This is a genomic window from Pseudomonas sp. S31 (genome assembly GCF_016648105.1).
Taxonomy (GTDB): Bacteria; Pseudomonadota; Gammaproteobacteria; order Pseudomonadales; family Pseudomonadaceae; genus Aquipseudomonas.
Genome location: NZ_JACVVE010000009.1, coordinates 132908 through 159833, shown reverse-complemented (window position 1 = coordinate 159833; position 26926 = coordinate 132908). Strand labels below are relative to the sequence as shown.

The following is a 26926-nucleotide window of genomic DNA, read 5'->3' as shown; positions in this document are numbered from 1 at the left end:
CCAGGCGGCGGGCCTACCCCCCCCCCCCCCCGCCGCGCCCGCCCGCGCCCCCCCACGACCCAGTCGACTCAGGACATGGCGGTATCCATCGCCATCATCAGGCAGAAACCGATGCACAACCCGAGACTCGCCAGGCGGTGATTGCCGTTACTGCGCGACTCGGGAATGATCTCCTGGGTCACCACCAGCAACATGGCCCCCGCCGCGCAGGCCAGGCCAAGCGGCAACAGCAGTTCGGCGACGTTCACCAGCCACGCGCAGATCACCGCTGCCAGCGGCTCCACCAGGCCAGAGGCTGCGCCGATCAGGAATGCCTTGAACCGGGGCATACCTGCCCCAGCCAGGACCAGCGCAATCACCAACCCCTCAGGTACGTCCTGCAAGGCGATTCCCATGGCCAGGCTGTCGGCATCGGCCATGCCGCCGCCTGCCGATACACCGATGGCCATGCCCTCGGGGATGTTGTGGGCGATGATGGCGATCACGAACAGCCAGATGCGCGCCGCGATGACCGGCTGGTTTTCGCTGCCGACCAGGGCCTCAGGCGAGGCGCCGGACACCTTCAGGTCGACCAGGAACAGGCAAAGCGCTCCCAACATCAGCCCTGCGCTGATCAGGCCAGCGGCGCCCCAGGAGCTGAAGCCGATGGCCTGCGCCGCGCTCAACCCCGGGATAACCAGCGAAAACGCCGTTGCCGCCAGCATCACACCGGCACCAAAGCCCAGCAGAGTGTCGGCAAGCGCCACAGGCATGTTGCGAATCACCAGCACCGGCACCGCGCCAAGCGCCGTGCCCAGCGCGCATAGCGCACCGCCTTCCAGGGCCCGCAGCATCCGTGGTTCCAGGCCCAGCCAGTCGATGCCACGGGCAATCAACAACGCGGTGCCCACCAGCAACAGCAGCGTACCCACCGCCAGGCGAAACAGGCGCACACTGCTGACAGACATCACATCGGAGCGCATACCGGTCGACTCACTTCAGGGCTTCGAGGTAACGACGCTCCACCTCGGACCAGTCGATGACGTTGTAGAACGCACCGATGTACTCCGGACGACGGTTCTGATACTTCAGGTAGTAGGCGTGCTCCCACACGTCCAGGCCCAGCACCGGCGTGTTGCCATGCATCAGTGGGCTGTCCTGGTTGCCGCTGCTTTCGACGACCAGTCGCTTCTGCGGGGTGACGCTCAGCCATGCCCAGCCACTGCCGAAGCGCGAAAGCGCGGCCTTGGTGAACGCATCCTTGAAGGCATCGAAGCCGCCAAGTTCGGCCTCGATGGCCTTGGCCACCTGACCTTGCGGCTGGCCGCCACCCTGGGGCGACATGACCGTCCAGAACAGGGTGTGGTTGGCGTGGCCCCCACCTTGGTTGACCACGGCAGGCTGGAGCTTCTCAGGCAGTTGCTTGACCGCACCGACCAGCTTCTCGACCGGCCATTCGGCCCACTCGGTACCCTCGATGGCGGCATTGAGGTTGTTGATATAGGTCTGGTGGTGCTTGGTGTGGTGGATTTCCATGGTCTGCGCATCGATGTGCGGTTCCAGGGCATCGTAGGCGTAGGGCAGTGCAGGCAAGGTATGAGGCATGTCAGTGCATTCCATAGGCAGGTTGGATGGCATCGGGCTGGACAGCCAGCTCGGCGGGCTCGGGCGAATGACGACCGAGCAGCCGCTCGGTACGCGGGTACTGGCCATATTCGCCAATGAAGCCCAGTAGCTCGGTGTAGGTGCGGCTGCTGTGCCGCAGCGCTGCATCCCTCAGCGCCTGGGGCAGGCGTGCGTCGCCGCTGGCCTGGAGCAGGCGCTGGTGGGCGGCGCAGAGGTAATCGGCGCTCTCGTGCGGCTGGTTGAGCCGCAGGTGCAGGTCCGCCAGGTTGTGATGGGCGATGACGAATGCCGCCACCGCCTCATCGACGTCATGCCAGCGCTCGAACAGCACCTGGGCCAGGGCCAGGGCTTGCAGGTAGTGCTCGCGGGCGTCCACCCACTCCCCCTGTTCGAACAGGCGATTGGCGGTTTCGGTGGTGCGTTTCCAATGCTGCATGACGTTTTCTCCTCGACGCGGACAGCGCGTCAGATACCGCCGGCGGTGAGTTTTTCCGGATCCAGCAGCGCTTCGAGCTGGTCACGCGACAGGTCGGTGTGCTCCAGTGCCACGTCGATGATCGGACGACCTTGCTTGTAGGCGGTCTTGGCAATTTCCGCCGCCTTGAGGTAGCCGATGATCGGGTTCAGCGCGGTGACCAGGATCGGGTTGCGCGCCAAGGCCTCCTTGAGCTTGCCTTCGTTGACCTTGAAGCTGGCGATGGCCTTGTCGGCCAGCAGGCGGCTGGCATTGGCCATCAGTTCGATGCTTTCGAGCAGGTTGCGCGCGATCACTGGCAACATCACGTTCAGCTCGAAGTTGCCCGACTGGCCGGCGACGGCGATGGTGGCGTCGTTGCCGATCACCTGGGCTGCGACCATGGCGGTGGCTTCGGGAATGACCGGGTTGACCTTGCCCGGCATGATCGACGAACCGGGCTGCAGGCCTTGCAGCTCGATCTCGCCGAGCCCGGCCAGCGGGCCGGAGTTCATCCAGCGCAGGTCGTTGGCGATCTTCATCAGTGCCACGGCAGTGGTCTTGAGCTGGCCCGACAGCGCCACGGCGGTGTCCTGGGAGCCGATCAGGGCGAACAGGTTCTGCCCCGGGGTGAACTCGATTTTAGTCAGGGCGCTGAGCTGGCGGGCGAAGCCGGCGGCGAACTGCGGGTGGGCATTGATCCCGGTGCCCACTGCGGTGCCACCCTGGGCCAGGGCCTGCACGCTGGGCAAGGTCGCCTCGATGTGCGCCTTGGCGGCGTTGACCTGCGCGGCCCAGCCGTCGAGAACCTGGCTCATGCGCACGGGCATGGCGTCCATCAGGTGGGTGCGACCGGTCTTCACGTACTGATGCACCTGCGCGGACTTCGCCTCGATCACCTGCACCAGGTGGCCGAGGGCCGGCAGCAGTTGCTCGTGCAGCGCCAGCGCGGCGCTGGTGTGGATGGTGGTGGGAATGATGTCGTTGCTGCTCTGGCCGCAGTTGACGTGGTCGTTGGCGTTGACCGGTTCACCCAGCACGCGCGTGGCCAGGGTGGCGATCACCTCGTTGGCATTCATGTTCGAGCTGGTGCCGGACCCGGTCTGGAACACATCCACCGGGAAATGCTGAATGAAGTCGCTTGCCAGCAACTGCTCCACGGCGCTGACGATGGCCTGGCCCTGGGCGGCGGACAGCTGCTCCAGCTCGATGTTGGCCTTGGCCGCTGCTGCCTTGGCCAGCAGCAGGGCACGGATGAACTGGGCCGGCATGCGCTGGCCGCTGATCGGGAAGTTGTCGACCGCGCGCTGGGTCTGGGCACCGTACAGGGCCTGGGCTGGCACCTGCAGCTCGCCCATGCTGTCACGCTCGATTCGGGTATCACTCATCTTCAAATCCTTGCATCAGGTCATCGGGGGAAATCGAAGGCAGCAGCACACAGTTCGCCAGTTGCAAGGCGTAGGGCTGCCAGCGCTGGTTCTGCTCCTGGCGGTCGAGGTTGCGCAGTTGCAGCAGCGGGCGCCAGGCCTGGTCAAGACACAGGCAGCGCCAATGCCAGGGCAGCATGCGGTCGCAGGCGGTATCCAGCAGCAGGCGGAAGGAGGTCAGCGCCACCGTCCATGGCGACGTTTCGGTGCAGCACACCAGATAGCGGCCTTCGGCCAGGTAGTGCTCGATCAGGCGCGGCTCGTCGGGCTCGAGGGCGCAACGGATGCGCCGGCTGAGCCAGCGCCAGTTTTCCAGGTAGGGCAGCTCGTGGAGGACGGTTTTCATGAACATCATCGCCGGGTGACTGGATAATGATATTCATTATTAATTGATAACTAGAATCACTTCAAGAGGTGGGCGACTAAAGTAAAAAACCCGGCGCGAGGGCCGGGTTTTTCTGGGTATCGATTTTTCCTGTGCCGGCCTCTTCGCGGGTAAACCCGCTCCTACAGGGCATCTTCGTCCCGTGTAGGAGCGGGTTTACCCGCGAAGAGGCCGGCACAGGCGCTGCATCAGCTCCCCGCGACAGTCATCCGCTCGATCAACACCGACCCCGTATGGATATTGCTGCGCGTCTCAAGATCGCTGCCAATCGCCACGATCTGCTGGAACATGTCCTTCATGTTGCCGGCGATAGTCACTTCCTGCACCGCATGCTGGATCTCGCCGTTCTCGACCCAGAAGCCCGCCGCGCCGCGGGAGTAATCACCGGTAACCATGTTCAGGCCGTGCCCCATCAACTCGGTCACCAGCAAACCACGGCCCATGCGGCGGATCAGCGCGGCCTGGTCCTCGACCCCATGGCTGACATACAGGTTGTGCACCCCACCGGAGTTGGCCGTGCTGGGCAGGCCCAGCTTGCGCCCGGAATAAGTGCCAAGCAGGTACGACACCAGCTCGCCCTTGTCGACGAACGGTTTGGCATAGGTGGCCAGGCCGTCGCCGTCGAATGCGGCGCTGCCCAGGGCCTGCGGGATATGCGGACGCTCGTCGAGCGACAACCAGGACGGGAACAGGCGTTGGCCGATCGCCCCCTCGAGGAAGGACGACTTGCGATACAGGTTGCCCCCCGAAATCGCCGACAGGAAACTGCCGAACAACCCACCGGCCAGCTCAGCAGAGAACAGCACCGGCACCTCGCAGGTCGGCACCGGACGTGCGCCCAGACGGCTAGCGGCACGCTGGGCAGCGCGCTGGCCAATGCTGCGCGGGTCGGCCAACAGGTTGCCCTGGCGGTTGACGTCATACCAGTAGTCACGCTGCATCTGCCCCTCGCCTTCGGCGATCATCACGCAGCTCAGGCTGTGCCGGGTCGAGGCATAACCGCCGATGAAGCCATGGCTGTTGCCATACACCCGACAGCCCTGGTGCGTGTTGAGCGTGGTGCCATCGGCGTTTAGGATGCGTGGATCGGCATCGAACGCGGCCGCTTCGCAGGTCAGGGCCATCTCGATGGCCTTCTCCGGCTCCAGGGCCCAGTCATGGTAAAGATCGAGATCGGGAATCTCGCGGGCCATCAGCGCCGCATCGGCCAGGCCCGCACATTCATCCTCGGAGGTGTGCTTGGCGATGGCCAGGGCCGCCGCGACGGTTTCGCGGATCGCCTCCGCGCCACTGGCCGAGGTGCTGGCCGACCCTTTACGCTGGCCGATGTACAAGGTGATGCCAAAGCCCTGGTCGCGATTGAACTCGACCGTCTCGACCTCACGCTGGCGCACGCTGGTGGACAGGCCCTGCTCCAGCGACACCGCCACTTCACAGGCGCTGGCGCCCTGGCGACGAGCCTCGGCGACGATCGCCTCGACCTGTTCCTGCAACGCTGGCAGGTCCTTCGGGCCTACGCTCTGGACTGCACTCATGGTTTTCTCCACTCAAATTCTGCGTTCGGATACGGTCATTCTACGACCGGGCCGGACAAGCGGCCCCCGACTGGTTATCATGGCGCCGATCTTTAGCGGACTGCCACCATGGTTGATTCATACGACGACGCCTTCGACGGCGAAAAAAGCAAAACCCAGATCAAGCGCGAGCTGCATGCGCTGGTCGAACTCGGCGAGCGCCTCACCACGCTCAAGGCCGACACCCTGGCGCGCCTGCCGCTGACCGACGAGCTGCGCAAGGCCTTGGACGAGGCCGCCAAGCACACGGCCCACGGCGCACGCAAACGCCACATGTCGTTCGTCGGCAAGCTGATGCGTGTCCAGGACCTGGATGCCATCCACGCCGTACTGGAACAGATCGACAGCTCCACCCGCCAGTACAACGAGCGCTTCCACGGCCTCGAGCGTTGGCGCGACCGGCTGATCGACGGCAATGACGAAGACCTCGAGCGCTTCGTCAACGAGTTCCCCGACACCGACCGCCAGCAGTTGCGCTCGCTGATTCGCCATGCCCAGCACGAAAAGGCGCGGAACAAGCCGCCTGCCGCCGCGCGCAAGGTGTTCAAGTACATCCGCGAACTCGACGAAATGCAGCGCGGCCTGCGCTGAAACCGTGGGCATCGACGCATGGCCCGCTCCCTGTAGGAGCGGCCTTGCGCCGCGAATGGACCGCATAGCGGTCCCCACGGCAATCAGGCACCCGTGCCGCCCACGGTAATCGCATCCAGCTTCAGCGTCGGCTGCCCGACCCCCACCGGCACCGACTGCCCATCCTTGCCACAGGTCCCCACGCCGCTGTCCAGGGCCAAATCGTTGCCGACCATCGATACCCGGCTCATGGCCTCAGGGCCGTTGCCGATCAGGGTCGCACCCTTGACCGGCGCGGTGATCTTGCCATCCTCGATCAGGTACGCCTCGCTGGTGGAGAACACGAACTTGCCGCTGGTGATGTCCACCTGGCCGCCGCCGAGGTTGGCGCAGTAGATACCCTTCTTCACCGAGGCGATGATTTCCTGCGGATCGCTTTCGCCGGCACGCATATAGGTATTGGTCATGCGCGGCATCGGCAGGTGCGCATAGGATTCGCGGCGACCGTTGCCGGTTACGGCCATGCCCATCAGCCGGGCATTGAGCTTGTCCTGCATATAGCCCTTGAGGATGCCGTTCTCGATCAGTGTGGTGCACTCGGTCGGGGTACCTTCATCATCGACACTGAGCGAGCCGCGGCGACCTTCGAGCGTACCGTCGTCGACGATGGTGCAGAGGCTCGAGGCGACTTTCTCGCCGATCCGGCCACTGAACGCCGAGCTGCCCTTGCGGTTGAAGTCACCCTCCAGGCCATGCCCGACCGCTTCGTGCAACAGCACGCCGGACCAACCGGAGCCCAGCACTACTGGCAACGTACCCGCCGGCGCAGGAATCGCCTCGAGGTTCACCAGCGCCTGGCGCAGGGCCTCGCGGGCATAGCCCATGACCCGCTCCTCGGTGAAGAAGCGGTAGTCGGTGCGCCCGCCACCGCCCTGCCCGCCACGCTCGCGCCGACCATTCTGCTCGACGATGACGCTGACGTTGAAACGCACCAGTGGTCGCACGTCGGCGGCCAGGCTGCCATCGGCGGCGGCGATGAGAATCCGCTCCCAGACCCCGGCCATGCTCACGCTGACCTGCTGGATACGTGGGTCCAGGGCCCGGGTGGCGGCATCGACCCGCTTGAGCAGCTCGACCTTTTCGGCACGGCTGAGCACATCCAGCGGGTTGTCCGCTGCGTACAGCGCCGGCACGTCCTGGCTACGGAACGCCTGGACCTGCCCATTCTGCCCAGCGCGGGAAATCGACCGGGCGGCACGGGCAGCGGACGTCAGTGCTTCCAGGTTGATGGCATTGCTGTAGGCGAAGCCGGTCTTCTCACCGGACTGGGCGCGAACGCCCACGCCCTGGTCGAGGTTGAAACTGCCTTCCTTGACGATGCCGTCCTCCAGCGCCCAGGTCTCGGATATCTGGCCCTGGAAATACAGGTCGGCAGCATCGATACCCGGCCCGGCCAGCTCGCCCAGCACTGCCTGCAGGCTGTCCAGGGTCAGCCCGCCGGGGGCCAGGAGCTGCTCGCTGACGGTGGATAACATCTGGCTCATAATCACTCCACGGTGTGCGCAGGCCGCAAAGCGTCCTGCGAGAAAAAGCGCCGGTGCGAAACCACCGGCATGCGCGCCCTTATGGACGCCTGTTCGTCTTTATCGCGCTCGACGAGCAATACCGCTTCGCCTTGCGCTTGTTCGGCGACGATCCGCCCCCAGGGGTCGACGATCGCTGCATGGCCGTGGGTCTCCCGCGGCCCTGGATGAGTGCCGCCCTGGGCCGCAGCCAACAGGTAGCACTGGGTCTCGATGGCCCGTGCGCGGATCAGCACTTCCCAATGCGCTGCCCCCGTGACGGCGGTGAACGCCGCAGGCGCGGTGATCAGCTCGGCGCCGGCAGCGCGAAGGGCGCTGTACAGCTCCGGGAAGCGCAGGTCGTAACAGACGCTCAAGCCCACCCGCCCCACCGGCGTGTCGGCGACCACCACCTCGGCACCATGGGCGTAGTCATCGGACTCGCGATAGCGACCCCGCTGGTCGGCCACGTCCACGTCGAACAGGTGCAGCTTGTCGTAGCGCGCGGCAATCTCGCCGTGCTCGTCGATCAGCAGCGAGCAGGCATGTGCCTTGGCGTCTGGCTGGCCTTGCGGTGGCAACGGCACGGTACCGCCGACAATCCATAACCTGAGGTCGCGGGCGGTGCGTTTCAACCAGGGCAGGATCGGCCCATCGCCCAGTGCTTCGGCACGGCCCAGCGCGGCGGCGTCGCGCCGGCCCATGGCGGCGAAGTTTTCCGGCAGCACGGCCAGTCGCGCGCCACCCTGCGCAGCCTGCTCCAGCAGGGCGCCGGCCCGCTGCAGGTTGGCCAGCACATCGTCCTGACTGACCATCTGGATCACCGCTGCCTTCATCCGCACCTCTATTTATCGAAAGGTTTCACAAATGTGATTCTAGGCTCTTTCACCGGCCCCTCGACCCGATAGTGCACGCTGGCGAAGCGCGACACTCGGTCGCCGATCAGCCGATCGACCAGGAACAACGCCCCACCGACAGCCGGGGCACCGACGATCAGCGCTGCCAGCGGCAGGTTGTTGGTCACCGGCAGCGATACCTGCAAATTGGCGTTGATTTGGTCGCGGACCATGTCCAGCGTACCTTCGAGCTCGAAATTACTCGATGGCCCGGTGACCGTGATCGGTTCGCGGGTGACATAGACCCCATTGCTGGCCACCAGCAGGCCCTTGACCCGATCGTAGGCCAAGCCCTTGGAGAACAGGTCGGAGAAGTCCAGGCGCAGGCGGCGACCGATGGCGTTGAAGTTGAGCAGGCCGAATATGCGCAGTGCCTGGGCGCTGCCTTCGACCTCGACGAACTGGCCGCTGCGCAGCGCCGCGTCCATGCTGCCGGAGAAACGATCGAGGCCGACCCAGGCTGGCGAGCCCGGCCAGCGGCCATCGACGTCCAGGCGGAAGTCGCGGCTGGTCACGGTCGGAGCAAAGCCCCAGGCCTTGAGCACGTCACCCAGGTTCTTGCCATCCAGCCGGCCCTTGTACCAGCTGCTGGTGGTGCCAGGAGTGCCCTCCCAGCCACCACTGCCGTCGATGCGCAGCCCCTTGAATGACAGGTCGATATCGTCCGCCGAGACGCCACGCACGGTGGGGCGCAGCTTGATCGCCGCACTGCCGTAGAAGTCGTCGCCCCGGTAGAGCTTGTCGATGGTCAGGTCCAGAGCCGGAACCTTGCGCGGATCGAAGTCGGCCAGCGGATCCGGGCCCTCCTCGCTCTGTGCCTGGGCCGGGTCAGCGGCGGGCAGGCGCAAGGTCTGCAGGCGCACCGACATGGCCGCACCCTTGGCATCCGGCAGCCGCGCATTGCCGATCACCTCCCGGCTGTCCAGGCGCAGGTCCCACGCCGGGCCGCCTCGGGCCAGGCGCACCACGGCCTGGTTCAGGTCCATGCCGAAGGCCTTGAGCTGGCCGATGCTCAGGTCGACGCTCTGCAAGCTCTGCCGGGCATTGCCTCCCGGGTCGCTGCCGCCGAGGCGCTCGGCCTGGGCTTGCCAGGGAGCGAGATCGAGGGTTTCCAGCCGCCCACGCACGCGCAAACCCTGGCCAGCCGGTACCTGGGCCGTACCGGTGCCCAGCAGTAACTCCCCGCGCCCCTGGACAAGCTTGTCTGCCGGCGCTGCGTAGGCGAACCGTGCAAGATCGGCGTAGGCCGCGTCGAAGCGGCGTTCGGCCCCCTGCAGGGTCATGCTGAAGCGGCTGTCGCGCGTCTCGGCAGCCGCCTTGCCGAACGGTGCCGGCAGGTCGATGGCCAAGCCTTTGAGCGACGAACCGACATTCAGGCTGTTGTCCCGCTTACCCAGGTTGAGCTGCAACTGGTAAGGCAGTTCGCCCGAAGCCGGCAGGGCCTGGTTGAACTGCAACCAGTCGGTCAGGGCCTTGAGCCCAACCTGGCCATTGGCATCGATGCGGGTCTGCATCTGCCCAGGCTCGCCCTGGGCGACGATCTGCGCGGTCACCGGCTTGCCGAATGCCTGCAGGCTGATGCCCTTGCCGCTCAGGCCCTTGTCCAGGTCGAAGCTAAAATCGCCTTTCAAGCGGCTGAGTTCCAGGGCTGGCGGCGCCACCTTGAGACGCGCGTCATGAGTGGCAAAATCGACCAGCACTTTCGGGTGTTCGCCATGGGCCAGCGGAATGTCCAGTTTCACCTTGCCATTCAACGGGCCCTCGCCCTCCCAGCCAGCGAAGATCTCGCCAGTGCCGATTGGTGCTTCCTTGAGGATCTTCAGCCCATCGCCCAAGGTCCCGGCGAAGTCGCCGTCCAGGTACAGGTGGCTATGCTGGCCCTCCTGCACATGTGGGATATCGACACTGACATCGCTGACCTGGGTATCGAGCAACAAGCCCTTGCGCGCCTTGATGCGCACACCGCTGTCCTCGATCAGCACATCGCCATCGACATGCTGCACCTGGGGCCAGCCAGGCTGGAAGTCGAGCGCGGCATCATTGACCTTGAAGAACAGGCTGATGCTGCGCGCCTCTGGCGTGGCGCCGTGGTTGAGCGAGCCCTGGTACTGGAAGTAGCCCTGTTCGACGTTGCCCTTGACGATGGCGCTGCGCAGCCACTCGTCCAGCGCCGGGCTGAGCACTTCGGGCAGGTACTTGGCGGTGTAGCGGCCATCACCTTCGGTCAGGCCGACCCGCAGGTCCATGTAGCTCTCATGATCCGGCTCCAGGAACAGGCGGATAAGGAAGTCAGCGGCGATCTTGCCTTCCTCGCCCAGCACCTTGATGTAGGGGGCGACCAGCGTGAAGCTGTCCTTGTCCAGGGTCCAGGTCAGGCGTGCGTTGGCCTTCTGGTACTGCCAGGGTTTGCCGAAGATCGGGTATAGATGCAGCATGAATGCGTCGGTATCCAGGCGCAGTTCGCCGTGCCCGAGGTCGCCGCTGATGCTGCCGCTGACATTGCCGGCCGCCGGCGCGCCGTGGTAGGCGTCGAAGCCGATCTTGTCCAGGTTGGCGGCAAACTGCAGGCGTTGGTCGCCCTCGGCCTTTGGCCGGATGTCCAGGCGCACGTTACGCAACGCCCCGGTCACCTTGAGCCCATCGACCACCGCCATGAGCTTGTCCGGCAGCGGCGCCAGGGCATCGATCAGCGGCGTCAGCGGCGTCAGGTCGAGGCGGTCGGCCTGTACCTGCCAGGTTGGGCCGTCCCCCTCCTGGCCGTCACGCTGGCGCAGTTGCAGATGGGACTCCCAGCGCGTCTTGCCGATACTCGCGGCCAGCGAGTCGATCGCCACCTCGAAACCTTGGTCGCGACGCTGGAACCAGGCCCCCAGGGCCAGGTTGTCCAGTTGGGCCGCCTGGCGCCCGGTGTAGGCACCGCGCAACTCGGGGGCATTGAGGCGCACCACCGCCCGCTCCAGCGCGCCCTTGCGCCAATCGACCCAGACCTCGCCACCCGCGCGCAGCACGTCGGCCTGCCACTGGCCCAGCAGGCGCGGCGGCAGCCAGCGTGACCAGTCGCTTTGCGGCAGGCTCAGGTAGGCTTCGGCGCTGCCGTCACGCCAGGCATCGGCCGTGGCGCGGCTGCGCAGGGTCAACGCCAGGGGCTGGCCGTCGGGCAAGGTGGCGCGCAGGTCGAGGGCCTGGCGCGAAGGGCCGGCCTGCAAACCGACACTGACGTAGGTGAGGGTCAGCGGATCACGCTGCCAGGAATGCAAGGTGACCTGGCTGTCGAACACATCGACACGCCCCAGTTGGCGTAGGCGCTCCAACGCAGTGGCCGGATCCAGCGGGGCGTCGTCTTTCTTCGGCAGGCCTTCGAGGGCCCAACCGCCCTGTTCGTCTTCACGGGCGATCAGCTGCAGGCCGCTGAGCTGGATGTGGGCCAGGCGTATCTGGCGAGCCATGAGACTGGCCCACAGATCGGGTACCACGCGCACATCGTCCAGGCGCAACGCCGAGGCCCCTTCGCCAAGCTGCAGATCGCGCAGTCGCAGCACCGGCACCAGGCCGCTCCAGCGCCCTTCGAGCGCGCCGATATGCACCGGCAGGCCCAGGGCCTGCTCGGCCTTGGCTTCCACGTCGGCGCGGTACTCGGCCACCAGCGGCACCAGTTGCCGACCGAGGCTGACGTACAACGCGACGAGTACTGCCAGCAGCGCGCAGATGCCAAGGCCCCAGCGGGTCATGGCAACCGGAACGCGGGTCAGACGCCCCATTGCCGTGGCCCTCCAAGTCGTCTATCCATCATGGCTCGAAGTACCGGTTTTGCCAGCCCGACCCCTTTCTACAAAGAGTCAGAGCAGCACCACATCGTATTGTTCCTGTGAATACATCGACTCGACCTGGAAGCGGATGGTTCGGCCGATGAATGCCTCCAGCTCGGCCACGTTGCCCGACTCCTCGTCGAGCAGGCGATCGACCACCTTCTGGTTGGCCAGCACGCGATAGCCTTCGGCCTGGTAGGCGCGGGCCTCGCGAAGAATCTCGCGGAAGATCTCGTAGCAAATGGTTTCAGGGGTTTTCAGCTTGCCGCGCCCCTGGCAGGCCAGGCAGGGTTCGCACAGCACCTGCTCCAGGCTCTCGCGGGTGCGCTTGCGGGTCATCTGCACCAGGCCGAGCTCGGTGATACCGATGATGTTGGTCTTGGCATGGTCGCGTTCTAGCTGTTTTTCCAGGGTCCGCAGCACTTGCCGCTGGTGCTCCTCGTCTTCCATGTCGATGAAGTCGATGATGATGATGCCGCCGATGTTGCGCAGGCGCAGTTGCCGGGCAATGGCCGTGGCCGCCTCGAGGTTGGTCTTGAAGATGGTTTCCTCGAGATTGCGGTGGCCGACGAACGCCCCGGTGTTGACGTCGATGGTGGTCATCGCCTCGGCAGGATCGACCACCAGGTAGCCACCGGACTTGAGCGGCACCTTGCGCTCAAGGGCGCGCTGAATCTCGTCCTCGACGCCGTACAGGTCGAAGATGGGCCGTTCGCCGGGGTAGTGCTCCAGGCGGTCGGCGACTTCCGGCATCAGTTCGACGACGAACTGCGTGGTCTTCTGGAAGGTTTCCCGCGAATCGATGCGAATCTTCTCGATCTTCGGGTTGACCAGGTCGCGCAGGGTACGCAGCGCCAGGCCGAGGTCTTCGTAGATCACCGTGGGTGCGCCGCAGGTCTTGATCTGGCTGCCGATCTGCTCCCAGAGCCTGCGCAGGTAGCGGATATCCTGGAGGATCTCTTCGCTGCGCGCGCCCTCGGCGGCGGTACGCAGGATGAAACCACCGGCATCCTTGATGTTCTCGCTGTCCATGCAATCGCTGACCACCTGCTTGAGGCGCTCGCGCTCGGCTTCGTCCTCGATCTTCAGCGAAATGCCGACATGGCTGCTGCGGGGCATGTACACCAGGTAGCGCGAGGGAATGGACAGCTGGGTGGTCAGGCGGGCGCCCTTGGTGCCGATCGGGTCCTTGGTCACCTGCACCACCAATGCCTGGCCTTCATGCACGAGGGCGGTAATGTTCTCGACCGCAGAGCCCTCGCGCTGGGAAATTTCCGAGGCGTGGATGAACGCGGCACGCTCCAGGCCGATGTCGACGAAGGCCGCCTGCATCCCCGGCAGCACGCGCACCACCTTGCCCTTGTAGATATTGCCGACGATGCCCCGGCGCTGCGTACGCTCGACATGCACCTCTTGCAGCACACCGTTTTCCACCACTGCCACGCGCGATTCCATCGGGGTGATGTTGATCAGGATCTCTTCACTCATGGCAGGCTCTCGTCCAAAGTCTTCGGTAATGATGGATCGCTGTCGGATTGCTGGCTAGCGCGGCGCTGAAACCTCGTGCTGCTGCCAGCAGGCGATGGAGAACTGCTCGAGCAGCTGGGCGGTCTCGAACAGTGGCAGGCCGACCACCGTGGAATAACTGCCCACCAGCTCGCGGACGAACACTGCGCCCAAGCCCTGGATGGCATAGCCTCCGGCCTTGTCCAGCGGCTCGCCGGTCTCCCAGTAGCGCAGCGCCTCCGCTTGGCTGATGGCGCGAAAATACACGTCGGTGCTCACGCAGACGTCCAAGCAACGCTGGCCATCGGTAATCGCGACGGCGGTGATCACCTGGTGATGGTCATCGGAAAGCTCGCCGAGCATTTCCAGTGCGTGGGCGCGATCACGCGGTTTGCCGAGGATTCTGGCCTGGCTCGACACCACGGTATCGGCACCCAGCACCACGCCGGGGCCGCTCAACTGGGCAAGACCCGCCTCGGCCTTGGCGCGCGCCAAGCGTACGGCGTAGGCCGAAACACCTTCACCGGGCAAGGGGGTTTCATCGACAGGGGCACTGACAACGCTGAACGGCACGCCGATCTGAGTCAGCAGTTCACGCCGCCGTGGTGAGCCGGAAGCCAGGTAAAGCGGGGTCATGTGGACATCTCCCTGTCAGTGGTGGCGGCGCCGTCAGTTGATGTGCAAGCGCCGGCGCAGGTCGCGCAGGGCGAAGCTGATCCAAGGCCAGAGCAAGGCACTGATGACCGCCGACCAGACCAGCGCCAGGGTCGGCAGGCGGTTGCCGGTGAGCGCGCTGAGCCACAGCTGGATCAGCTGGGCGATGCCGAACACCACCAGAATCACCAGGCTCTGCTGCCACATGGGAAACATGCGCAGGCGCTGCTGCAGAGACAGCACCAGGAAGGTGATCAGGGTGAGGATCAGGGCGTTCTGCCCCAGCAGCGTGCCATACAGCACGTCCTCGGCGAGGCCCAGGACGAAGGCCGTGGTCATGCCGACCTTGTTCGGTACCGCCAGGGTCCAGAACGACACCAGCAGGGCCAGCCACATGGGCCGGAACACTTCCATGAACTGCGGCATGGGCGAGACGCTGAGCAGCAGGCCGATGGCGAAGGTCAGCCAGATCACCCAGCCGTGATTGCGGCGCGAAGCAGGCATCATTGTCTCCGGGGTTGGGCCGGCGCCGCCGGGGCGGCAGGAGCCGCTGGCGCAACGGTGGGAACGGCCGGGGCCGGGGCTGGCGTTGCCGGCGCGGCGGGCACGGCCGCGCCTGGGGCTGCAGCCTCGGTGGCCGGCTGGGCCGGGGTCGCCGCGCCCTTGCGGTCGGCTTCTTCCTGGGCGATGGCCGCCTCCGTGGCGCGCTGTTCCGGGGTTCGCCGGTCGCTGAATACCAGCAGCATGTAACGGCTGCGGTTGAGCGCGGCAGTGGGAATGGCGCGGACGATGGCGAACGGCTGGCCAGAATCGTGGATGACCTCGTTGACCGTGGCCACCGGGTAGCCGGCCGGGAAGCGCTGCCCCATGCCAGAACTGACCAGCAGGTCGCCTTCCTTGATGTCGGCGGTATCGGCCACGTGACGCAGTTCGAGGCGCTCCGGGTTGCCGGTACCACTGGCGATGGCCCGCAGGCCATTGCGGTTGACCTGCACGGGAATGCTGTGGGTGGTATCGGTGAGCAGCAGCACGCGCGAAGTGTAGGGCATGAGCTCGACCACCTGGCCCATCAGGCCGCGCGCGTCGAGCACCGGCTGGCCGAGGAACACCCCGTCACGCTCGCCCTTGTTGATCAGGATGCGATGGGTGAACGGGTTGGGGTCGACGCCGATCAGCTCGGCCACTTCGACCTTCTCGTTGACCAGGGCCGAAGAGTTGAGCAACTCGCGCAGGCGCACGTTCTGTTCGGTCAGGGCCGCCAGCTTCTGCAGGCGCCCCTGCAGGAGCAGGGCTTCGGTCTTGAGTTTCTCGTTTTCGGCGATCAGCTCGGTGCGGCTGCCGAACTGGCCTGCCACGCCTTGCCACAAACGCTGCGGCAGGTCGGTGATCCAGTACGACTCCATCAACACCAGGCCCATCTGGCTGCGCACCGGCTTGAGCACGGCGAAGCGCGCGTCGACCACCATCAGCGCGACGGACAGCACCACCAGCACGAGCAGGCGCACGCCCAGCGAGGGGCCCTTGGAGAAAAGCGGTTTAATGGGCCGTTCCTCGCGGACGACTCAGGAAGTCATGGGACATGGGACAACGCACCAGCCTGGTTGCGGGTTGACGGAAACGGCGCACGACAGGCGCCTGCCCAACGCATACAGGTAGCACTGCGCGTGCTACCTGTAAACCGGGCGCTCGGGCACAGCGAGCGGAATCACTCGCTGGAGAGCAGGTCCATCGCGTGCTTGTCCATCATTTCCAGGGCACGACCGCCGCCACGGGCGACGCAGGTCAGCGGGTCTTCGGCGACGATCACCGGCAGGCCGGTTTCCTGGGCCAGCAGCTTGTCCAGGTCGCGCAGCAGGGCACCACCACCGGTCAGCACCAGGCCACGCTCGGCGATGTCGGAGGCCAGCTCCGGCGGCGACTGCTCCAGGGCGCTCTTGACCGCCTGGACGATGGTCGCCAGCGACTCCTGCAGTGCCTCGAGCACCTCGTTGGAGTTCAGGGTGAAGGCGCGCGGCACGCCTTCGGCCAGGTTACGGCCACGCACGTCGACTTCACGCACTTCGCCGCCCGGATAGGCAGTGCCGATTTCCTGCTTGATACGTTCGGCGGTGGATTCGCCGATCAGGCTGCCGTAGTTACGGCGCACGTAGGTGACGATGGCTTCGTCGAAGCGGTCGCCGCCGACGCGAACGGATTCGGCATAGACCACGCCGTTCAGCGAGATGAGGGCGATTTCGGTGGTACCGCCACCGATATCGACGACCATCGAGCCACGGGCTTCCTCGACCGGCAGCCCGGCGCCGATCGCGGCGGCCATCGGCTCTTCGATCAGGAATACCTCACGGGCACCGGCACCCAGTGCCGATTCACGAATGGCGCGGCGCTCGACCTGGGTCGACTTGCACGGCACGCAGATCAGCACGCGCGGGCTCGGCTGCAGGAAGCTGTTCTCGTGAACCTTGTTGATGAAGTACTGCAACATTTTTTCACAAACGCTGAAGTCGGCGATCACGCCGTCCTTCATCGGACGAATGGCAGCAATGTTGCCAGGCGTACGGCCCAGCATGCGCTTGGCTTCGGTACCGACGGCGACGACGCTTTTCTGGTTGCCGTGGGTACGGATGGCAACAACCGAGGGCTCATTCAGGACGATACCGCGCTCACGCACGTAAATAAGGGTGTTGGCAGTACCCAGGTCGATGGAGAGATCGCTGGAAAACATGCCACGCAGTTTCTTGAACATGGGAAAGTGACCCTGGGGAAAGCGTGGGTAAAAAAGTGCGGCAAACTCTAACAATGGCAGGGATTTTGGGCAAGGAGCCAATATGTTAAATTGGCTGTTTTTCCGAGCACGCCAGCAGATGATCGCGGCCGTTAGACCGCCAAAATGCTGACATGTTCCTCACTGCGGACCCGATTCCGTTCTTTGTTTCCCCTGGAGATCCCCATGGCGCTTGAACGCTGCGACGTGGAAAAGATCGCCCATCTGGCCCGCCTGGGCCTGAATGAAGGCGAACTGCCACGCATTACCGATGCCCTGAACAGCATTCTCGGCCTGGTCGACCAGATGCAAGCGGTCGACACCAATGGCATCGAGCCCCTGGCCCACCCCCTGGAGGCCAGCCAGCGCCTGCGCCCCGACCAGGTCACCGAAAGCAACCAGCGCGACGCCTACCAGGCCATCGCACCCTCGACCGAAAGCGGTCTGTACCTGGTTCCCAAAGTCATCGAGTAAGGGATAGAGCCTGCCATGCATGAATTGACCCTGGCCGAGATCGCCCGCGGACTCGCCGACAAGTCGTTTTCCTCCGAAGAGCTGACCGGCGCCCTGCTGGCGCGCGTCAAGCAACTCGACCCGCAGATCAACAGCTTCATCAGCGTCACCGAAGAGCTGGCCCTGGGCCAGGCCCGTGCCGCCGACGCCCGTCGCGCCGCTGGCGAAAACGGCGCGCTGCTGGGCGCCCCCATCGCCCACAAGGACCTGTTCTGCACCTTGGGCGTGCGCACCAGCTGCGGCTCGAAGATGCTCGACAACTTCAAGGCGCCGTATGACGCCACCGTGGTCGCCAAGCTGGCCGAAGCCGGCATGGTCACCCTGGGCAAGACCAACATGGACGAGTTCGCCATGGGTTCGGCCAACGAGTCCAGCCACTACGGCGCGGTGAAGAACCCCTGGAACCTCGAGCACGTGCCAGGTGGCTCGTCCGGTGGCTCGGCCGCCGCCGTCGCCGCGCGCCTGCTGCCGGCCACCACCGGCACCGACACCGGTGGCTCGATCCGCCAGCCGGCGGCCCTGACCAACCTTACCGGCCTCAAGCCGACGTACGGTCGCGTGTCGCGCTGGGGCATGATCGCCTATGCCTCAAGCCTCGACCAGGGTGGCCCGCTGGCGCGTACCGCCGAAGACTGCGCCCTGCTGCTGCAAGGCATGGCCGGCTTCGACGCCAAGGACTCCACCAGCATCGACGAGCCGGTGCCGGACTACAGCGCCAGCCTGGGCGGCTCGCTGCAAGGCCTGCGCATCGGCCTGCCGAAGGAGTATTTCGGTGCCGGCCTCGACCCGCGCATCGCCGAATTGGTCCAGGCCAGCGTCAAGGAGCTGGAAAAACTCGGCGCGGTGGTCAAGGAAATCAGCCTGCCGAACATGCAGCACGCCATTCCCGCGTACTACGTGATCGCGCCCGCCGAAGCTTCCTCCAACCTGTCGCGCTTCGACGGCGTGCGCTTCGGCTACCGCTGCGAAGAGCCCAAAGACCTCACCGACCTGTACAAGCGTTCGCGTGGCGAAGGCTTCGGCACCGAGGTGCAGCGGCGCATCATGGTCGGCACCTATGCCCTGTCGGCCGGCTACTACGATGCCTACTACGTCAAGGCCCAGCAGATCCGCCGGCTGATCAAGAACGACTTCATGAGCGCCTTCGAAGACGTCGACCTGATCCTCGGCCCGACCACGCCGAACCCGGCCTGGAAGCTCGGCGCCAAGAGCAGCGACCCGGTCGCTGCCTACCTTGAAGACGTCTACACCATCACCGCCAACCTGGCGGGCCTGCCGGGCCTGTCGATGCCAGCCGGCTTCGTCGATGGCCTGCCGGTCGGCGTGCAACTGCTGGCCCCGTACTTCCAGGAAGGCCGCCTGCTCAACGTCGCGCACCGCTACCAGCAAGTCACCGACTGGCACACCCGCGCCCCCAACGGCTTCTGAGGAATTCACACATGCAATGGGAAGTTGTGATCGGGCTGGAGATTCATACCCAGCTGGCCACCCAGTCGAAGATCTTCTCCGGCAGCGCCACCACCTTCGGCTCCGAGCCGAACACCCAGGCCAGCCTGGTCGACCTCGGCATGCCTGGCGTATTGCCGGTGCTTAACCAGGAAGCCGTGCGCATGGCCTGCATGTTCGGCCTGGCGATCGACGCCGAGATCGGCAAGCGCAACGTGTTCGCACGCAAGAACTACTTCTACCCCGACCTGCCCAAGGGCTACCAGATCAGCCAGATGGACCTGCCGATCGTCGGCAAGGGCCACCTGGACATCGCCCTGGAAGACGGCACCATCAAACGCATCGGCGTCACCCGTGCGCACCTGGAAGAAGACGCCGGCAAGAGCCTGCACGAAGACTTCAGCGGCTCCACCGGCATCGACCTGAACCGCGCCGGCACCCCGCTGCTGGAGATCGTCTCCGAGCCGGACATGCGCAGCGCCAAGGAAGCCGTGGCCTACGTCAAGGCCATTCACGCCCTGGTGCGTTACCTGGGCATCTGCGACGGCAACATGGCCGAAGGCTCGCTGCGTTGCGACTGCAACGTGTCGATCCGCCCGAAAGGCCAGACCGAGTTCGGCACCCGCTGCGAAATCAAGAACGTCAACTCGTTCCGCTTCATCGAGCGCGCCATCAACAGCGAGATCCAGCGCCAGATCGACCTGATCGAGGACGGCGGCAAGGTAGTGCAGGAAACCCGCCTGTACGACCCGAACAAGGACGAGACTCGCTCCATGCGCAGCAAGGAAGAAGCCAACGACTACCGTTACTTCCCCGACCCGGACCTGCTGCCGGTGGTCATCGAGGACAGCTTCCTCGAAACCGTCCGCGCCGGCCTGCCGGAGCTGCCGCCGCAGAAGGTCGAGCGCTTCCAGAGCCAGTACGGCCTGTCGGCCTACGACGCCAACGTGCTGGCTTCCAGCCGCGAGCAGGCGGACTACTTCGAGGAAGTGGTGAAGATCGGTGGCGACGCCAAGCTGGCCGCCAACTGGGTCATGGTCGAACTGGGCAGCCTGCTGAACAAGCTGGGCGTCGAGATCGACCAGGCGCCGGTCAGCGCCGCGCACCTGGGTGGCATGCTGCTGCGCATCCGCGACAACACCATCAGCGGCAAGATCGCCAAGACCGTGTTCGAGGCCATGGCCGCCGGTGAAGGCGATGCCGACAGCATCATCGAAAGCAAAGGCCTCAAGCAGGTCACCGACACCGGTGCGATCGACAAGATGCTCGACGAAGTGCTGGCGGCCAACGCCGAGCAGGTCGAACAGTACCGCGCCGCCGACGAGGCCAAGCGCGGCAAGATGTTCGGCTTCTTCGTAGGCCAGGCGATGAAGGCGTCGAAAGGCAAGGCCAACCCGGGGCAGGTGAACCAATTGCTCAAGGCCAAGCTCGAAGGGTGATTGTTTTACCCCCGTAATGCTGCGAGGGCTTCGCCCTCGTTCGCGGCTAAAGCCGCTCCTACAGGTACAGCGCTGTACCTGTAGGAGCGGCTTTAGCCGCGAATGGCCGCACCAGGAGAGCACCTGACTTGCTAAAACGATCCCTCGGCACCCTGGCCCTTTTCTCATTGCTGGCCGGCTGCGCCAGCCACGACATCGACCCCCGCGGCTACGACCAGACCGGCACCGCGTCCTATTACGGCTCCCGCCACCACGGCAAACGCACCGCCAGCGGCGAAGCCTTCAACCAGCATGGCCTTACCGCCGCCCACCGTAGCCTGGCCTTCGGCAGCCGGGTGCTGGTCACCAACCTGGCCAATGACCGTAGCGTGGTGGTCCGCATCAACGATCGCGGCCCGCACACCCGCGGCCGGCTGATCGACCTGTCACGTGCCGCAGCAGAAAAAATCGGCATGCTCCGTAGCGGAACGGCGCGCGTCCGGGTACAAGGTCTGAGCGACTGAGCCGAACCCGACCTGACTGGAGCCACACCATTTTCGACCTGGCCACCCTTCCCACCTTCAGCCTGCTGCAACTGGGCGTGGCGCTGCTGTTGTTGATCGGCGGCGCCGAACTGCTGGTGCGGGTTGCCCTGCGCCTGGCCCAGCGCCTGCACGTGCGCCCACTGATCATCGGCCTGAGCCTCGTCGCATTCGGCAGCACTGCGCCGCAATTGACCGTCAGCCTGCAGGCAGCCTACCAGGGCGCGCCAGACGTCGCCGTGGGCAGCGTGATTGGCAGCAATATCTTCAATGTCCTGGTGATTCTCGGCCTGGCCGCGCTGATCATTCCGCTGCGGGTGTCACGCCAGTTGGTGCGCCTGGACATCCCCCTGATGATCGCGGCCAGCGGGTTGGTCTACGCCCTGTGCGCCAATGGCCACCTGGGCAGGGTCGAAGGGCTGTTGCTGCTGCTCGGCCTGGTCGGCTACCTGGTCATGCTCTGGCACCAGTCGCGCCACTACGCACGCACCTACCCGGCAGCGGATCCGGGCGCCATCCGCCCCGCGCGCTTCTGGTCGGTCACGTTGCTGCAGGTCGCTACTGGCTTGCTGATGCTGAGCCTGGCCGGCCACTTGTTGCTGGAGGCAGCCGTGGAGGTGGCCACCGACCTGGGGCTTTCAGAACGGGTCATCGGCCTGACCGTGGTCGCGGTGTGCACCTCCTTGCCGGAGCTGGCCGCCGCGCTGGTCGCCGCGTTGCGCGGTGAGCGGGAAATCGCCGTGGGCACGGTGATCGGCAGCAACCTGTTCAACCTGCTGGGGGTATTGGGCCTGACCGCGCTGATCACCCCCGAGCCGCTGAGCATTTCGCCCAATGCCTTGGGCTTCGACCTGCCAGTGATGCTCGGCGTCGCCGCCTTGAGCCTGCCGGTGTTCTACTCCGGTTACCGAGTCACCCGCGCCGAGGGCCTGGTGTTTCTCTGCCTTTACCTGGCCTACGGCCTGCATGTGGCAGCCTTCACCATGGGCATGCCGCTGGCCGGGCGCCTGGAGCGGCTGATGCTGTTCTATGTGCTGCCGGTACTTGGGGCGGTGTTGTTGTTCACCACCGTGCGGGCGTGGCGGCGGCAGCACTGAGACCTGTAAAAGCAGGCCCGGCCTCTTCGCGGGTAAACCCGCTCCTACAGGGATTGCACTGCGCCCCGGATGTTGGACAACAAATCCAACACCGGGGATTGCACTGCGCCCCCCTGTAGGAGCGGGTTTACCCGCGAAGAGGCCAGGCCTGCTTTACCTATCTGCCCTGCCCAGCTTTTTTCAGTTTGAAGGCAAACCACAAGACGGCAATCCACGCCGGGATCAGCATCACCGAGATGCGGATCCCCGGGGTGAGGAGCATCACCACCAGGATCAACACGATGAACGCCAGGCACAGGTAGTTGGTCAGCGGGTGCCCCAGGCTCTTGTAGAACGGCGTGATACCCGCCGCCAGCTTGGCCTTGCGGAACTTCAGGTGGGTAATGCTGATGCTCGCCCAGTTGATCACCAACGCCGACACCGCCAGCGCCATCAGCAGGCCGAACGCCTCACCCGGCATCAGGTAGTTGATCAGCACGCACAGGCCGGTGGCGAACGCCGACACACCCAGCGCAGTCAACGGCACGCCACGGCGGCTTACCTTCAGCAACTGGCGCGGCGCGTCACCTTGGCTGGCCAGGCCGAACAGCATGCGGCTGTTGGCGTACACGCAGCTGTTGTACACCGACAGCGCCGCCGTGAGCACCACCACGTTGAGGATGGTCGCCACCAGGTCGCTGTCCAGCTCATGGAAGATCATCACGAACGGGCTGCCGCCCTCCACCACCTTCTGCCACGGGTACAGCGACAGCAGCACGGCCAGGGCGCCGATGTAGAAGATCAGGATGCGGTACACCACCTGGTTGGTCGCCTTGGGAATGCTCACCCGCGGGTTGGCCGCCTCGGCAGCGGTAATGCCGACCAGCTCCAGGCCACCGAACGAGAACATGATCACCGCCAGGGCCATGACCAAGCCACCGACGCCGTTGGGGAAGAAGCCCCCGTACTGCCACAGGTTGGCCACGCTGGCATCCGGCCCACCGTGCCCACTGCCCAGCAGCCAGGCGCCGAAGCCGATCATGCTGACGATCGCCACCACCTTGATCAGGGCGAACCAGAATTCCATTTCGCCATAGACCTTCACCTGGGTCAGGTTGATCAGGTTGATGACCACGAAGAAGATCGCCGCCGTGGCCCAGGTCGGGAACCCAGGCCACCAGTACTGCACGTAGATACCGACGGCGGTGAGCTCGGCCATGCCCACGAGCACGTACACCACCCAGTAGTTCCAGCCCGAGACGAACCCCGCGAACTCGCTCCAGTACTGGTGGGCGAAGTGGCTGAAGCTGCCGGCGACCGGCTCCTCGACCACCATCTCGCCGAGCTGGCGCATGATCAGGAACGCCATGAGGCCAGCGATGGCATAGCCCAGCAATACCGAAGGGCCGGCCAGCTGGATGGTCTTGGCGATGCCCAGGAACAACCCGGTACCGATGGCACCGCCCAGCGCGATCAGCTGGATATGACGATTCTTCAGCCCGCGCTGTAGCTGCTCGGGCGTGCTCTGGTCTTGCATGAAGTGTCCTTTGCTGAGTGAGGCAGTGTTGTTCTGTTCTAGGCCGTCAAGGATCTAGATCCATCCGCCCCACTGCAAGATGAAAATGCCAATGTTGGTGGTGATCGCCGCCATCAGGGTGGTAATCACGATGATCGACGCCGCCAGCTCGTGGTTGCCGTTGGCCGCGCGGGCCATGACGTAGCTCGCCGCTGCAGTGGGGCTGCCGATGTACAGGAACAGGATGCCCAGTTCGGCGCCACGAAAGCCACAGAGCCAGGCGCCGAGCGTGCCGATCAGCGGCAGCCAGACCATCTTCACCAGGCTGGCATCGATGGCCAGCTTGCCGCTGTCGCGCAGCGCAGTCAGCGACAGGGTGCCGCCGATGCAGATCAGCGCCAGTGGCAAGGTCATCTGCGCCAGGTAGTCGCCCGAGGTCAGCAGCCAGTTGGGAAGTGGCACCTGGCCGTAAGCCATCGGCGTCGCCACCAGCACGCTGATGATCAGCGGGTTGCTGAAGATGCTCTTGCAGATGCTCCAGGGGTCGGACTTTAGGTCCGGGCTGTACACCGCCAGCACCACCGCCGACAGCGAGTTGTACATGAGGATCACCAGGCCGGCGAGCACTGCCCCCAGGGAAATACCGTAGTCGCCATAGAGGCTGGCGGCCAGGGCCAGGCCGATCACGCCGTTGTTGCCGCGGAACGCGCCCTGGGTATAGATGCCGCGGTCGGCCAGTGGGCTGCGCCAGATCGCCAGGCCCCAGGCCACGGCGAAACCGACCAGGGTGGCGGCGACGAAGTAGAGGATCACCCCCGGCTTGACCGCAGAGGCCAGGTCGGCGTGATAGATGCCGAGGAACAGCAATGCCGGCATGCAGACGTTGAACACCAACTGCGAGGCGACACGGTTGAAGTTGTCGTCGATGAGGTGGATACGTTTGAGCAATATGCCCATGAACAGCATGGCGAAGACGGGCGCCGTGATATTCAGCGTCTGGATGAGAAGGGCGAGCATGCGCAAGCGGTCCTGAGGAAGGGTTGCCGTTAGGCGGCTAATGATACGCCAACGCGTCAGGAAATGCGGGGATCGTGGAGGAAATTCTGTTTTTCTATTGACTGTACCGGCCTCTTCGCGGGTGAACCCGCTCCTACAGGTATCCCACAAATTTCAGGAATTGTGGAATACCTGTAGGAGCGGGTTCACCCGCGAAGAGGCCGGTACAGGCAGCAGAGAATCAACGCCGAACCGGCCGCTTCTGCAACTTGCGCTGCAAGGTCCGGCGGTGCATGCCCAGCGCCCGGGCGGTGGCCGAGATGTTGCCTTCGTGCTCATTGAGCACACGCTGGATGTGCTCCCACTGCAAGCGGTCCACCGACATCGGGTTTTCCGGCACCAGGGTGTCCAGGTCGGCATGCTCGGACAACAACGCCGCCAGCACATCGTCGGCGTCGGCCGGTTTGCACAGGTAGTTGCAGGCGCCGCGCTTCACCGCCTCGACAGCGGTGGCGATGCTCGAGTAACCAGTCAGGATCACCACCCGCATCTCCGGGTCCAGCTCGAGCAGCTTGGGCAGCAGGACCAGGCCCGAGTCGCCCTCCATCTTCAGGTCCAGCGTCGCGTAGTCCGGCAGGTCCTGCTGGGCCAGGATCAGGCCCTCCTCGGCAGAGCCCGCAGTACTCACGCGGAAACCGCGGCGGCCCATGGCACGGGCCATGACTCGGGTGAAGGTGGCATCGTCGTCCACCAGCAGCAGGTGCGGCAGTTCTTCGCCTTCGACCTGGATTTCTTCGCTCATCGTTCATCTCCTCGCTTGCCATGGGGCAGGCGCAATTCGGTCAGGGTGCCACCCTGTTCATGACTATAGAGTTTCACCGAACCGCCCGCACGGGTCACGCTGGCCTTGCTCAAGAACAGGCCCAGGCCGAAGCCTTTGCCCTTGGTGGTAATGAAGGGTTTGCCGATAGCTTCGGCGATGGCCGGCGGCACGCCAGGGCCATGGTCGCGGATGCCGATCAGGATGTCCTCGGCGTCCCAGTCGAGGGTCACCTGCAGGTCGTCGGGGCAGGCATCGGCGGCATTGTTCAGCAGGTTCAGCAGGGCCTGGGTCAGGTCTGGCGGTGGCGTCAGGCGCGGCACCTGGCCGTCGCGCAGGCGCTGGAAGCGGTAGCTGGCCTCGGGGCGCATCAGGTGCCAGCGGTTCAGCGCCTCGTCCAGCCAGGCGGTGACGTCCTGCTCGCCCACATCCAGGCGACGGTTGGCCTCGGCGGCGCGTACCAGTTGCTGCAGGGTTTCCTTGCACAGCTTGACCTGGTCCTGGAGGATCTGCAGGTCCTCCTGCAACAGCGGGTCGGTGTGGTCCTGGCGCATCTCGTTGAGCAGCACGCTCATGGTCGCCAGGGGCGTACCCAACTCATGGGCGGCGCCGGCGGCCTGGGTGGCCACGGCCAGCAACTGCTCGTCGCGCAGGCTTTCTTCCCGGCGCTCGGCACGCAGTTGCTCCTGGCGGCGCAACTCCTCGGCCATGCGCGCGGCAAAGAAGGTGATCACCGCAGCGGCCAGGGCGATGCTCAGCCACATGCCGTAGACCTGCATCTTGTCTCGCGCCATCGGCAACCCTTCGAGCGGGTAGAACTGCACCAGCAGCAGGCTGTAGGCGGTCAGCGCGATGCCCGACAGAATCAGCGAATACAGCCAGGGCAAGGTCACCGCGGCAATCGCCAAGGGCACCAGGTAGTAGGACACGAACGGGTTGGTCGAACCGCCGGAGTAGTACAGCAAGGCGCTGTGGATCAGCAGGTCGCAGGCCAGTTGCAGGGCATATTCGAGCTCGGTGACCGGCAACGACAGGCGCAGGCGCAAGGCGGTGAAGGCACACAGGATCGACGACAGGGCCAGGGTGGCGGCCAGCGACAACCAGGGCAGCGGCAACAGGTCGGTCCAGTAGGCGACGCCCACGGAGCCAGCCTGGGCGGCCAGTACCAGCACACGGATGACGGTCAGGCGCCAGAGGTTCTGGCGGGTGGCGGACAGCGGTTGTACGGCGGCGAGCATGAGCTCTCCTGATGAGTGCTCCAGGAAAATCGGCTGGAGTATACCGAAGCCGGGCGCCTCGCTGCAGCGATGCGGCAAAGCGCCACACTTTGTCACAGGTTCATGATGGCACTTTTGAACCCACTACACTGATGCCGGTCTCATGGGCCATGCGTGGAAGG

General features: G+C 65.1%; 24 protein-coding genes. 6 read left to right on the top strand and 18 right to left on the bottom strand.

What is annotated here, in order from left to right; genetic code table 11:
* Positions 1-68 precede the first annotated feature (68 nt).
* The 6 genes from IAE37_RS09675 to pmbA all read right to left on the bottom strand — a co-directional run bounded on the left by IAE37_RS09675 (position 69) and on the right by pmbA (position 5406).
* Positions 69-962, bottom strand: coding sequence for a ZIP family metal transporter (locus IAE37_RS09675; RefSeq protein WP_201172737.1), 894 nt, complete (start codon positions 960-962; stop codon positions 69-71).
* 10 nt (positions 963-972) lie between these two features.
* Positions 973-1584, bottom strand: coding sequence for a superoxide dismutase (locus IAE37_RS09670; RefSeq protein ID WP_201172734.1), 612 nt, complete (start codon positions 1582-1584; stop codon positions 973-975).
* 1 nt (position 1585) lies between these two features.
* A complete protein-coding gene (locus IAE37_RS09665; protein ID WP_201172731.1) occupies positions 1586-2041 on the bottom strand; it encodes a hypothetical protein in 456 nt (151 codons plus the stop codon).
* A 29-nt stretch (positions 2042-2070) separates the two neighbouring features.
* Positions 2071-3447: a class II fumarate hydratase gene (locus tag IAE37_RS09660; RefSeq protein WP_201172728.1), complete on the bottom strand. Its 1377-nt coding sequence runs from the start codon at positions 3445-3447 to the stop codon at positions 2071-2073.
* The gene (locus IAE37_RS09655) at positions 3440-3841 is read right to left on the bottom strand and encodes a FagA protein (RefSeq protein WP_201172725.1); all 402 of its coding nucleotides are present in this window, start codon (positions 3839-3841) and stop codon (positions 3440-3442) included. Before IAE37_RS09655 ends, IAE37_RS09660 begins: the two co-directional genes overlap by 8 nt.
* A gap of 218 nt (positions 3842-4059) precedes the next feature.
* Positions 4060-5406, bottom strand: coding sequence for a metalloprotease PmbA (gene pmbA, locus IAE37_RS09650; protein ID WP_201172722.1), 1347 nt, complete (start codon positions 5404-5406; stop codon positions 4060-4062).
* A 108-nt stretch (positions 5407-5514) separates the two neighbouring features.
* On the opposite strand from pmbA, the gene yjgA reads away from it, so the two are divergent.
* Complete coding sequence (yjgA, locus tag IAE37_RS09645) at positions 5515-6036, top strand: ribosome biogenesis factor YjgA (RefSeq protein ID WP_201172720.1); 522 nt, start codon at positions 5515-5517, stop codon at positions 6034-6036.
* Positions 6037-6119: 83 nt separating this feature from the next.
* Here yjgA and tldD read toward each other — a convergent pair whose 3' ends face one another.
* The 8 genes from tldD to mreB all read right to left on the bottom strand — a co-directional run bounded on the left by tldD (position 6120) and on the right by mreB (position 17182).
* Entirely contained in the window at positions 6120-7559 is a 1440-nt protein-coding gene (gene tldD, locus IAE37_RS09640) for a metalloprotease TldD (protein ID WP_201172718.1), read from the bottom strand.
* Between the two features lie 2 nt (positions 7560-7561).
* Entirely contained in the window at positions 7562-8413 is an 852-nt protein-coding gene (locus IAE37_RS09635; protein WP_201172716.1) for a carbon-nitrogen hydrolase family protein, read from the bottom strand.
* 8 nt (positions 8414-8421) lie between these two features.
* Complete coding sequence (locus IAE37_RS09630; protein WP_201172715.1) at positions 8422-12231, bottom strand: YhdP family protein; 3810 nt, start codon at positions 12229-12231, stop codon at positions 8422-8424.
* Between the two features lie 78 nt (positions 12232-12309).
* Positions 12310-13767 (bottom strand): ribonuclease G, encoded by a 1458-nt coding sequence (gene rng, locus IAE37_RS09625; protein WP_201172714.1) that lies wholly within the window; start codon positions 13765-13767, stop codon positions 12310-12312.
* A 54-nt stretch (positions 13768-13821) separates the two neighbouring features.
* Positions 13822-14421, bottom strand: coding sequence for a Maf family protein (locus IAE37_RS09620; protein WP_201172713.1), 600 nt, complete (start codon positions 14419-14421; stop codon positions 13822-13824).
* A gap of 33 nt (positions 14422-14454) precedes the next feature.
* Complete coding sequence (gene mreD / locus IAE37_RS09615) at positions 14455-14943, bottom strand: rod shape-determining protein MreD (RefSeq protein WP_201172711.1); 489 nt, start codon at positions 14941-14943, stop codon at positions 14455-14457.
* The gene (gene mreC / locus IAE37_RS09610; protein WP_201172751.1) at positions 14943-15980 is read right to left on the bottom strand and encodes a rod shape-determining protein MreC; all 1038 of its coding nucleotides are present in this window, start codon (positions 15978-15980) and stop codon (positions 14943-14945) included. Before mreC ends, mreD begins: the two co-directional genes overlap by 1 nt.
* Before the next feature lie 164 nt (positions 15981-16144).
* A complete protein-coding gene (mreB, locus tag IAE37_RS09605; RefSeq protein WP_003255163.1) occupies positions 16145-17182 on the bottom strand; it encodes a rod shape-determining protein MreB in 1038 nt (345 codons plus the stop codon).
* Between the two features lie 204 nt (positions 17183-17386).
* Here mreB and gatC point away from each other — a divergent pair, with 204 nt between their 5' ends.
* The 5 genes from gatC (at position 17387) to IAE37_RS09580 (ending at position 22216) form a co-directional block, all read left to right on the top strand.
* On the top strand, positions 17387-17674 hold the full coding sequence (gene gatC, locus IAE37_RS09600; protein ID WP_201172709.1) for an Asp-tRNA(Asn)/Glu-tRNA(Gln) amidotransferase subunit GatC: 288 nt from the start codon (positions 17387-17389) through the stop codon (positions 17672-17674).
* Positions 17675-17689: 15 nt separating this feature from the next.
* Positions 17690-19141: an Asp-tRNA(Asn)/Glu-tRNA(Gln) amidotransferase subunit GatA gene (gene gatA, locus IAE37_RS09595; protein ID WP_201172707.1), complete on the top strand. Its 1452-nt coding sequence runs from the start codon at positions 17690-17692 to the stop codon at positions 19139-19141.
* 11 nt (positions 19142-19152) lie between these two features.
* The gene (gatB, locus tag IAE37_RS09590) at positions 19153-20598 is read left to right on the top strand and encodes an Asp-tRNA(Asn)/Glu-tRNA(Gln) amidotransferase subunit GatB (RefSeq protein WP_201172704.1); all 1446 of its coding nucleotides are present in this window, start codon (positions 19153-19155) and stop codon (positions 20596-20598) included.
* 128 nt (positions 20599-20726) lie between these two features.
* Complete coding sequence (locus IAE37_RS09585) at positions 20727-21101, top strand: septal ring lytic transglycosylase RlpA family protein (protein WP_201172702.1); 375 nt, start codon at positions 20727-20729, stop codon at positions 21099-21101.
* A 71-nt stretch (positions 21102-21172) separates the two neighbouring features.
* Entirely contained in the window at positions 21173-22216 is a 1044-nt protein-coding gene (locus tag IAE37_RS09580) for a calcium/sodium antiporter (RefSeq protein ID WP_201172749.1), read from the top strand.
* Between the two features lie 157 nt (positions 22217-22373).
* Here the strand turns inward: IAE37_RS09580 and IAE37_RS09575 are convergent, their stop codons facing one another.
* The 4 genes from IAE37_RS09575 to IAE37_RS09560 form a co-directional block, all read right to left on the bottom strand.
* A complete protein-coding gene (locus tag IAE37_RS09575) occupies positions 22374-23732 on the bottom strand; it encodes an amino acid permease (protein WP_201172699.1) in 1359 nt (452 codons plus the stop codon).
* A gap of 54 nt (positions 23733-23786) precedes the next feature.
* Complete coding sequence (locus IAE37_RS09570) at positions 23787-24728, bottom strand: AEC family transporter (RefSeq protein WP_201172696.1); 942 nt, start codon at positions 24726-24728, stop codon at positions 23787-23789.
* A gap of 220 nt (positions 24729-24948) precedes the next feature.
* On the bottom strand, positions 24949-25509 hold the full coding sequence (locus IAE37_RS09565) for a response regulator transcription factor (protein ID WP_201172694.1): 561 nt from the start codon (positions 25507-25509) through the stop codon (positions 24949-24951).
* Entirely contained in the window at positions 25506-26765 is a 1260-nt protein-coding gene (locus IAE37_RS09560; protein ID WP_201172692.1) for an ATP-binding protein, read from the bottom strand. The genes IAE37_RS09565 and IAE37_RS09560 overlap by 4 nt, the downstream gene beginning before the upstream one ends.
* Positions 26766-26926 lie beyond the last annotated feature (161 nt).